The organism is Microbacterium sp. (assembly GCF_036566905.1).
Classification (GTDB): Bacteria; Actinomycetota; Actinomycetes; order Actinomycetales; family Microbacteriaceae; genus Microbacterium.
Genome location: NZ_DATCVK010000085.1, coordinates 1 through 8,063 on the forward strand (window position 1 = coordinate 1; position 8,063 = coordinate 8,063).

Annotated in this window: 10 protein-coding genes; 3 read left to right on the plus strand and 7 right to left on the minus strand. The window is 69.2% G+C overall.

The features are described 5' to 3' along the window. On the plus strand, positions 1 to 1,047 hold a 1,047-nt coding region (locus VIP82_RS06630; protein WP_331906881.1), incomplete at its 5' end, for a DUF1214 domain-containing protein. 41 nt (positions 1,048 to 1,088) lie between these two features. Here the strand turns inward: VIP82_RS06630 and VIP82_RS06635 are convergent. Then, positions 1,089 to 1,487, minus strand: coding sequence for an MmcQ/YjbR family DNA-binding protein (locus VIP82_RS06635; protein WP_331906883.1), 399 nt, complete (start codon positions 1,485 to 1,487; stop codon positions 1,089 to 1,091). Positions 1,488 to 1,576: 89 nt separating this feature from the next. Continuing rightward, complete coding sequence (arfB, locus tag VIP82_RS06640) at positions 1,577 to 2,014, minus strand: alternative ribosome rescue aminoacyl-tRNA hydrolase ArfB (protein ID WP_331906885.1); 438 nt, start codon at positions 2,012 to 2,014, stop codon at positions 1,577 to 1,579. A gap of 115 nt (positions 2,015 to 2,129) precedes the next feature. Here arfB and dinB point away from each other — a divergent pair, with 115 nt between their 5' ends. Further along, a complete protein-coding gene (gene dinB, locus VIP82_RS06645; RefSeq protein ID WP_331906887.1) occupies positions 2,130 to 3,326 on the plus strand; it encodes a DNA polymerase IV in 1,197 nt (398 codons plus the stop codon). A gap of 65 nt (positions 3,327 to 3,391) precedes the next feature. Here dinB and VIP82_RS06650 read toward each other — a convergent pair whose 3' ends face one another. The 4 genes from VIP82_RS06650 to VIP82_RS06665 form a co-directional block, all read right to left on the minus strand. After that, complete coding sequence (locus tag VIP82_RS06650) at positions 3,392 to 4,102, minus strand: hypothetical protein (protein WP_331906889.1); 711 nt, start codon at positions 4,100 to 4,102, stop codon at positions 3,392 to 3,394. A 73-nt stretch (positions 4,103 to 4,175) separates the two neighbouring features. Then, on the minus strand, positions 4,176 to 5,174 hold the full coding sequence (locus VIP82_RS06655) for an ATP-grasp domain-containing protein (RefSeq protein ID WP_331906891.1): 999 nt from the start codon (positions 5,172 to 5,174) through the stop codon (positions 4,176 to 4,178). Further along, on the minus strand, positions 5,171 to 6,526 hold the full coding sequence (locus VIP82_RS06660) for a peptidase MATCAP family protein (RefSeq protein WP_331906893.1): 1,356 nt from the start codon (positions 6,524 to 6,526) through the stop codon (positions 5,171 to 5,173). The genes VIP82_RS06655 and VIP82_RS06660 overlap by 4 nt, the downstream gene beginning before the upstream one ends. 111 nt (positions 6,527 to 6,637) lie before the next feature. Then, a complete protein-coding gene (locus VIP82_RS06665) occupies positions 6,638 to 7,219 on the minus strand; it encodes a dihydrofolate reductase family protein (RefSeq protein WP_331906895.1) in 582 nt (193 codons plus the stop codon). A gap of 138 nt (positions 7,220 to 7,357) precedes the next feature. On the opposite strand from VIP82_RS06665, the gene VIP82_RS06670 reads away from it, so the two are divergent. After that, positions 7,358 to 7,549 carry a hypothetical protein gene (locus tag VIP82_RS06670; RefSeq protein WP_331906897.1) on the plus strand — a complete coding sequence of 64 codons (192 nt, stop codon included), beginning with the start codon at positions 7,358 to 7,360 and terminating at the stop codon, positions 7,547 to 7,549. A 123-nt stretch (positions 7,550 to 7,672) separates the two neighbouring features. On the opposite strand, the gene VIP82_RS06675 is transcribed toward VIP82_RS06670, so the two are convergent. Beyond that, a partial coding sequence (locus VIP82_RS06675) for a glycoside hydrolase family 68 protein (RefSeq protein WP_331906899.1) occupies positions 7,673 to 8,063 on the minus strand: 391 nt, incomplete at its 5' end.

The following is an 8,063-nucleotide window of genomic DNA, read 5'->3' on the forward strand; positions in this document are numbered from 1 at the left end:
CAGTCGCTGTGCGTGGTCGACGACTTCTGGTTCCGCTACGTCGCCGACATGGGCATCGCCGGACCCGACCGTGGGGCGGGCGGCAAGTACCTCTTCCTGCCGCCGGGCTACGAAGGAGACGTGCCCGACGGCTACTTCGTCTCCCGCACGCCGACGTACACGAACTTCGTCGTGCTGCGCGCGCTCGGCGGCGTGCCCGCGATGAAGCAGACGCGCATCTACCCGCTCGCCGACGCAGCGAACCCCGCGGACAACGAGTTCATCAACCTCGCGGAGACCCCGTTCAACACGGTGCACGCGAACGACTTCTCGTTCTTCGAAGAAGTGGCCGAGCTCGTGCAGGAGGAGCCTGCGACCGCACTCGACCCGGAGCGTGCCGGGCAGCTGGCCGCGATCGGCATCGTGAGCGGTCAGCCGTTCGCCCCCGATGCACGCCTGCGCGGCATCCTCGAGCAGGCGGCGCCGATCGCCGCCGGGCTCGCTCGGACGGTCAGCTACGCCCCCCGCGACCCCGAGGCCGTGCTCTACGGATCGTGGCGCAACGCCTTCGTCGGTGGCGACTACGAGTTCCTCCGTGACGGAGCACGGCTCCTCGACGCCCGCACCCAGTTCCACTACATCGCGACCGTCATCACCCCGGCGATGGCGCATGCCCAGGTCGGTGCGGGCTCGGCGTACGCGTACACCGTGCACGATGCTGCGGGCGATGTCTTCGACGGGTCGCGCACGTACCATCTGCACGTCGAAGCCAATCCCCCGGCGAAGAACTTCTGGGCCGTCGACGTCTACGACACGCAGACGCGATCGCTGCTCGTCGTGCCATCGACCCCGTATCCCGCTCTCGCCAGCAACGACGGCAAGATGCAGGCCAACGAGGACGGATCGTTCGACCTGTACTTCGGCCCGAGCGCGCCCGCCGGCAAGGAGTCGAACTGGGTCGAGACGGTGCCGGGAAAGTCCTGGTTCCCGATCCTCCGGATCTACGGCCCGCTCGAGCCCTGGTTCGATCAGACCTGGCGATTGAACGAGTTCGAGCCGATCGGCTGAACGCGAGCCCGGTAGCGAACCTCGGCCGGCCGCGCGCGATGTCAGCGCCCGCTCGGGCGGCCCGCGTCGAACTCTGCCCGCAGGTACTTCGGCGCCTGCACGCGCCAGGCCTCCGTCACGAGCTCGGCGAGATGCTGCTCCTCGATGCCCGCCATGCGGAAGGCGACCTTCGGCTCGCCCCACCTCGTCGTGGTGCGCAGGAACACGTCGGGCGCCATCTCGACGAGGGCCAGGGCATCGATGGGGTCGGCGACCTTCACTCCGACGACGAGCTCGGCCGCGATGATCGCGCGCATATCGGCCGGGATGCTCGGCCACGGGTGGCACTCCCACGCGAAGAGCTTGCCGCGTACGAACCACGCGGCGCCGCCTGTCGTCGAGCGCTCCTCGCTGCCGGGCAGCTGAGCGGCGGTGCGGCGGAGATCGTCGAGGGTCGGCACGAGGCGAGTGTACGGCCCACCGCCGACGCGGCAGGTCGACTCGTGATGCCGATGCACCCTCGACAACCGTCCCGGCTGCCATCTCGTGGTCAATCGTGAGGTGGGCGACGCAATCGCTTGACGTCGGTGCGCCGCTTCTTCGCGTCCAAGCGCCGCTCCTTGGCACCGCGACTCGGCTTCGTCGGTCGTCGCGACGGCGACGGCGGCCGCAGCGCGTCGGCCACGACCGCAGCCAGCCGAGCGCGCGCCGCGTCTCGATTGCGCAGTTGCGCACGGTGCTCGGATGCCGCGATCGTCAGGACCCCGTCGACGAGGCGACCGCTCAGCCGCTCGAGGAGCCGCTCCCGCTGGAGCGTCGAGAGCACGGGCGAGTGTGCCGCATCCCACACGAGTTCCACCCGGGAGTCGGCAGTGTTCACACCCTGCCCACCGGGCCCGGACGACCGCGAGAACCGCCACGACAGTTCGGACTCTGGGATCGTGAGTCCGGAGTCGACCCGAAGACCGGGGCGGTGGGCGGCAGGCATGGGTCCATCATCCTCTCCCGCCCCATCGACCCTCACCAGGGAGGGAGGGGACGGAGGATCCGGTGTCGCCGGTGCGTGCGACGATCCGCAGGACGATGATCGGTGGGAGGACGAGATGCGGGGCGAGGCGACCGTGCTGCACGCGGATCTCGATGCCTTCTACGCCTCCGTCGAGCAGCGCGACGCGCCCGAGCTGCGCGGGCGGCCTGTCGTCGTCGGCGGCGGTGTCGTGCTCGCGGCGAGTTACGAGGCGAAGGCGCGTGGGGTGCGCACTGCGATGGGCGGGCGGCAGGCCCGCGACCTGTGCCCGGATGTCGTGGTCGTCCCGCCACGGATGGACGCATATTCGGCGGCCAGTCGAGCAGTGTTCGCCATATTCCGCGACACCACGCCGCTCGTGGAGGGGCTTTCCATCGATGAGGCGTTCCTGGAAGTCGGCGGCCTCCGACGCATCGCGGGCACGCCCGAACAGATCGCGGTGCGATTGCGTGAGCGGGTTCGTTCGGAGGTCGGTCTCGCCATTTCGGTCGGGGTCGCGCGGACCAAGTTCCTCGCGAAGGTCGCCAGCGCAGTCAGCAAGCCCGACGGGCTCCTGATCGTCGAGCCGGACCGGGAAGAGGCGTTCCTGCTGCCCCTGCCGGTGGAGCGATTGTGGGGAGTCGGCGCCGTGACCGCCGAGAAGCTGCATCGGCAGGGCATTCGCACGGTCGGGCAGCTGGCCGAGCTCGAATCCGCGACCGCGGAGAAGCTGCTCGGCAGGGCGGCCGGCGCGCACCTGCACGCGCTGGCCCGGCTCCGGGACCCCCGCCCGGTCGACACCACGCGCCGCCGCGGCGCCATCGGTTCTCAGCGCGCACTCGGCAGCCGCCCGCGCTCCCCCGAAGAACTCGACCTCATCCTCACCCAGATCGTCGATCGCCTCGCCCGCCGCCTCCGCGACGGGGACCGGATGTGCCGCACGGTCGTGCTGCGACTTCGCTACGGCGACTTCGCGAAGGCCACCCGATCCCGCACCCTCCGCTCCGCGTCCGACCGCTCCGCGGTACTGCTCACCGTCGCACGAGGGTTGCTCGCCGGCGCACAGCCTGAGATCGCTGAGCGCGGCATCACCTTGATCGGCGTTTCGCTGTCTCAGCTGGGGCGCACCGACAGCCTCCAACCGGAGCTGCCGATCGACTGGGACGACGGAGTGAAGCTCGACTCGGTGCTCGACGCTGTCCGCGATCGCTTCGGCGCGGTGGCCGTCACGCGAGCGACGCAACTCGGCCGCGATCCGGGCTGGTCGACGCCGCTGCTGGCCGAACACGAGTGACGCCCGCCGAGGATGCCGCGTCGTCGCGCCGGTCCAGCACGCCGATCTGGCGAGGCGTGCGCGGATCAGCTCATCGAAGCGAGATCGACTGCCGTACCGGCGAAGCGAACCGGGTGCACACCTCGCGGAATGGGGCCGCTTCGATCCGCACCCACGAAGCGCGCAGTGTCCGACACGGCGGCAGTGAGCAGAGCGACGAGATGATCATCGGAATCCATGACGCACGCCCGAGCGATCCCATCGACGGCGCTGGTCACGAGAGCGGAGCACTGCCGCACCGTCATGCCGGCGCGGCCCGGACCGACTTCATCGATGAACCGTTCAGCCCAGGCATCGGCGGCGGGGGCGGCGCGGAGGGCGGCCTTCCCCAGTTCGCGCAACTCCGGCGCGGGAACGTCGTCTCGGTCCTCGAGGACCTTGAGGGCGACTCGCAGCCCCACCGCCAGCGAACGTTGACGCTCTTCAGCGGCGATGGGCAAGGCGGCACTGGCCGCTCGTGCGGCGAGCAGCACGTCGAGCAGCGGGTCAACGCTTGTCAGGCCGATGACCATCGGGATGAGCGGCGTGAGCCGGGCGCGGCCGGCTTCGCTCGTCCGGTCGTTCACCATCCGTGCGAGCAGCGCAAGAGTGCGGTGCGTGCATTCAGGATGATCGCTCCACCGCTCCCCCGCGAGGTACGACGCGAATTCCATGAAGCAGGCCCCACGGCGTGGCGAGCGGTGCCGGCCCGGGGACAGGATCGGCATGACGTCAGGTCGAGGCATCCAGTCGCGCATGGGGCCCCCTCTCGCTCCTTCTACTGTGCGCCCGCTGCGGCCAGGATTCAAGTACCTCGACCGGCGGCGCGGCTCAGGACCCCGGGCTCGCGCGGCGCTCCAGAGCTTCGATGACGGTCTCGGCAACATCGATGTCGTAGAGCCTCTCGACGCTCTGGAACCCGCCAGGACTCTCCGCGTTGATCTCCACGACGTGGCCGCCGATGACGTCGATGCCCACGAGGAACATGCCGTCGGCGACGAGCTTGGCACCCATCGCCTCGACGATGCCCAGCTCGACCTCACCGAACTCGAGAGGCACCGACCGACCACCGGTGCTGATGTTGGCGCGCGGGTCGTTGCCGGTGGGCACGCGTCGGAAGGCGGCCGGCCTGCCGTCGCGCTCGAGGATGCGGCCCTCCAGCAGGAAGATCCGGGCATCGCCGTCCTCGGCTCCGTCGATGAACTCCTGGACGATGGCGTAGCCGTCCTGCAGGACCGCCTCCGTGATCTGCGCGAGGTTCGTCTCTCCGGGGCCCTCGATCATGAAGACGTTGCGGCCCTTCGCCCCGTACAACGGTTTGACGACGCAGTGGCCGACTTCGTCGACGAACCGCTCGATCGCCTCCTTGTTCCGTGTCACCAGCGACCGTGGTCGAACTTTCTCGGAGAACTCCTCCAGGTAGAGCTTGCTGGTCGCTCGATGGAGTGTGTCCGGGTCGTTGACCACCGTCACACCTCGCTCCGCGAGCATCTGTCCGAACACCACGCCCATCGGGCTGGCCCAAGGGCGCTCCTGCAGGTCGTCGATCGACTCGTTGCGCAGGACGAGCGCATCCAGGTCGTCCATGATGATCCGCTCGGCGTCGCGCGCCTTGATCCTCTCCATGAAGCTTGCGAGGGTGTCGTCGCTCTCCCACTTCGCGGCGCGAGCCGTGGCCGCGAACTGCCCGTCGCTGCTGCCGTGCTCGAGGTCCCCGACGCCGACGTACCACGTCTCGTGCCCGCCCCGGGCTGCGGCCCTGGCGAGTCGCGTGGTCGTGTACTCGTCCACCTCGGTGTCGACGTCGTTGACGAGAAATGCGAGCCTCATGCCGCCACGTCTCCCTCGTAGAGGTCGGTGACCGTCGCGCCCGCGCGCAGCCTCTCCAGACGCTCGTGTGCACCGGGAACGTCCAGCCAGCGCGGCCGAACCCACGGCGCGTGGAGCACCTCGCGATCGAGCAGGTCCTGCACCAGGGGGATGTGGTCCAACGCGAGCTTGCCGACGAGCAGGACGTCGAGACGGCTGCCCTCGGCGAGGGCGTCGAGGATGCGCGTGATCCCGCGCAGGTAGATCGCGTCCTTCGCCCAACCGCCCCCGACGACGACCCGGATGGCGATGGACCACGCGGTCCGCGCCGGTATGCGATGGTCGGCCCGCAGCGACTCGAAGATCTCCAGGAAGCCGGCGCCGTCGAGCATCTTGCCGACCGCGACCACTCGCGCCGCGAGCACGCGCAGCCGCCGCGGGTCCAACCCGCCCGTCAGGTACTCGGCGAGCACGGCGAGGCCCTCCTGGGTCTCGTCGTAGCCGGGCAGGCCGATGGTCAGCATCTTCAGCGGCTGCCGGGCACCGTTCTGGTAGGTGACCACGTGGGTGCCGACCTCGTGGTGCAGCAGCGGCTCGACCCGGTCGGCCCGGAAGGCGGCGGACTCCGGGATGAGCAGGCGGCCGAACGACACCATCAGCTCGGAGACGTCATCCCGCACCTCGACGCTGACCGGGAAGTCCGGATACACGGCGCGGTAGCGCTCGAACTCCACCCGAGCCGCGTCGGCGAACGCCCCGGCCGTGATGGTCTTGGTACTGGGCGCCTGCGGGGGGATGGTCTCGAGCAGCTCCTCCGCCGCCGCGGCCAGCGGAGGAGCCACCGTGCCGTAGAGCTGGAGAGACCCGTAGAGGAACCGTGACGTGTCGCGGTCCTCCAACGCGGTGATCTGCCGGGCGATCTCATCCCGCTTCGCCCGGAAGAGCGTGTGCAGCGCTGGGTCGTCCACGTCCTCGACCTCGAGGTCGTACAGGTCGCGCTGCAGCAGGTCCGGGTCGAAGTCCAACGGCCGCAGCCGCAGGGTGGGGGCCGTGCCGAAGTCACTTCGTTCGAAGTCCGCCCACGCCTCCGCCGCGTTGAGCGGCGTGACGTTGACGAGCAGGTTCACGCGGCGCTCGATCTCGGTGAGCCGTGCGTCGATGTCGAGTGCGGGCGCCAGTCGTTCGGTCGGTGATGACCTCTCGCGAGCATGCTCGTCCTCGGGCGTGCCGGGATCGCCAGGGCGAGTGGTGGCGTCCTCTGCGATGTCGATACGGGTGACACCTGCCCGCTCCGTCGACTCGATCTGCGCCGGCAGATCCTCCGGGCTCACGATCTCACCGCTCCGGTCGGGCCGATCTGCGCGGTCACTCATCGTCGTCCCTCCGTTCACTCGATGATCAGACCGTAGGCGTGCCGCCGTCGCGGCGTCGAGGCCTTGCCTGCTGGCACGAAGTGCACTATGCGGAGGAGGTGCGGGGATGGATCAGCGGCGCACCCGATAGCGCAGGTGAAGCACTCGGTCGCCCTGGATCACCACGTCGGGATCCTCCAACAGGTGCTGCGCGTGGACCGACCCGAAGTAACGTTTGCCGGACCCCAACACGACGGGTACGACGTCCATGCGCACCTCGTCGACCAGGCCCGCGGCGAGCACCTGGCCGCCGACGTCACCAGCGGCGACTTCGACGATGCGTTCACCCGCAAGCGCCTGGGCGGTGGCCACGGCTGCCTCGACGCCGTCGATGAAGGTGAACGGCGCCTCAGGGTCCCAACCTTCGGGCTCAGGTCGGTGCGTCACGACGACCACGTGGTCGATCCCGCTCGGAGGCGTGCCGTCCCAGCCGTCCGTCAGGTCGAAGACGTGGCGGCCCGCAATCGTCACCCCGATCTGGTCCCAGTACGGCCGGGTGTGGTCGTAGGACGCCTGCGACACCTTCAGCACGCCGCTCTCGTCCAACGGGACGTCGCCGCTCGTCAACCAGTCGAACAGCGGTCCGGGCTGGTCGGTCTCGTCCGCGATGAAGCCGTCCACCGACACCGAGCCGTACATGACCACCTTGCCCATGGGGCACCCCTCACCTTCGAGTCGCCCCAAAGTACCGCGTTCCTGCGCCGTCGCCTCCGGAAAGAAGTCGATCGCGGCGGGGAATCCCGTGCTCCAACCCGCCTCGACGGCGTATCGTGTGCCGTGGGGAGGTCGAATATGAACGACAGGGGTTCGAACGCGGGATGCTTCGCCGGCGGAGGTGCGATCTACGGGCTCGGCATCATCGGCGCGTGGGTGTTCTTCTTCCAGCAGGCCGATGCGTTCTGGGAGTTCATCGGCGCGTTCTTCCAAGGCCTCTTCTGGCCGGCGTTCATGGTCTACGAGCTGTTCACGGCGCTCGTGGAATGAGGCTCGCCCTGGGCGTCCTCGTCAGCTAAGTGCTGCTCCTCGCCGGATGCACGGCCGATCCCCCACGGTCCGACGACGCGATGCCTCGGGATCGCGTCCCGAGGCATCGCGTCGTGGGCGCAGCTACTGCACCTTGCCGCCGGAGTTGACGTCGATGTTCGCCGGGATGTCGGCATAGCCGCCGAGCCCGTCGTTCCCGTAGGTGTAGTCGACGGCTGACGAGGCGCCATCGATGTCGATCTTCACGGTCGGGGCGAGCGTGCCGCCCCGGCGGAAGTCGTCCTCCGTACCGATCGTGTCGATGAAGGACTGCACGAGGCCGCCCGGCATGACGTAGTGCGAATACGCCTGGAAGTGCCCGATCGGCTGGTTGAAGTCCGGGGCGAACGGCTGGCCGCCGGCGAAGTTGAGGTTCGTCGGGTTGCCGAGCGCGAGGCCCGAGCCGGAGTTCATCGGCTGGTAGTCGCTGCGCACGCCGTCGCCCACGAAGCCGTAGACACCCTCAGGACCATCG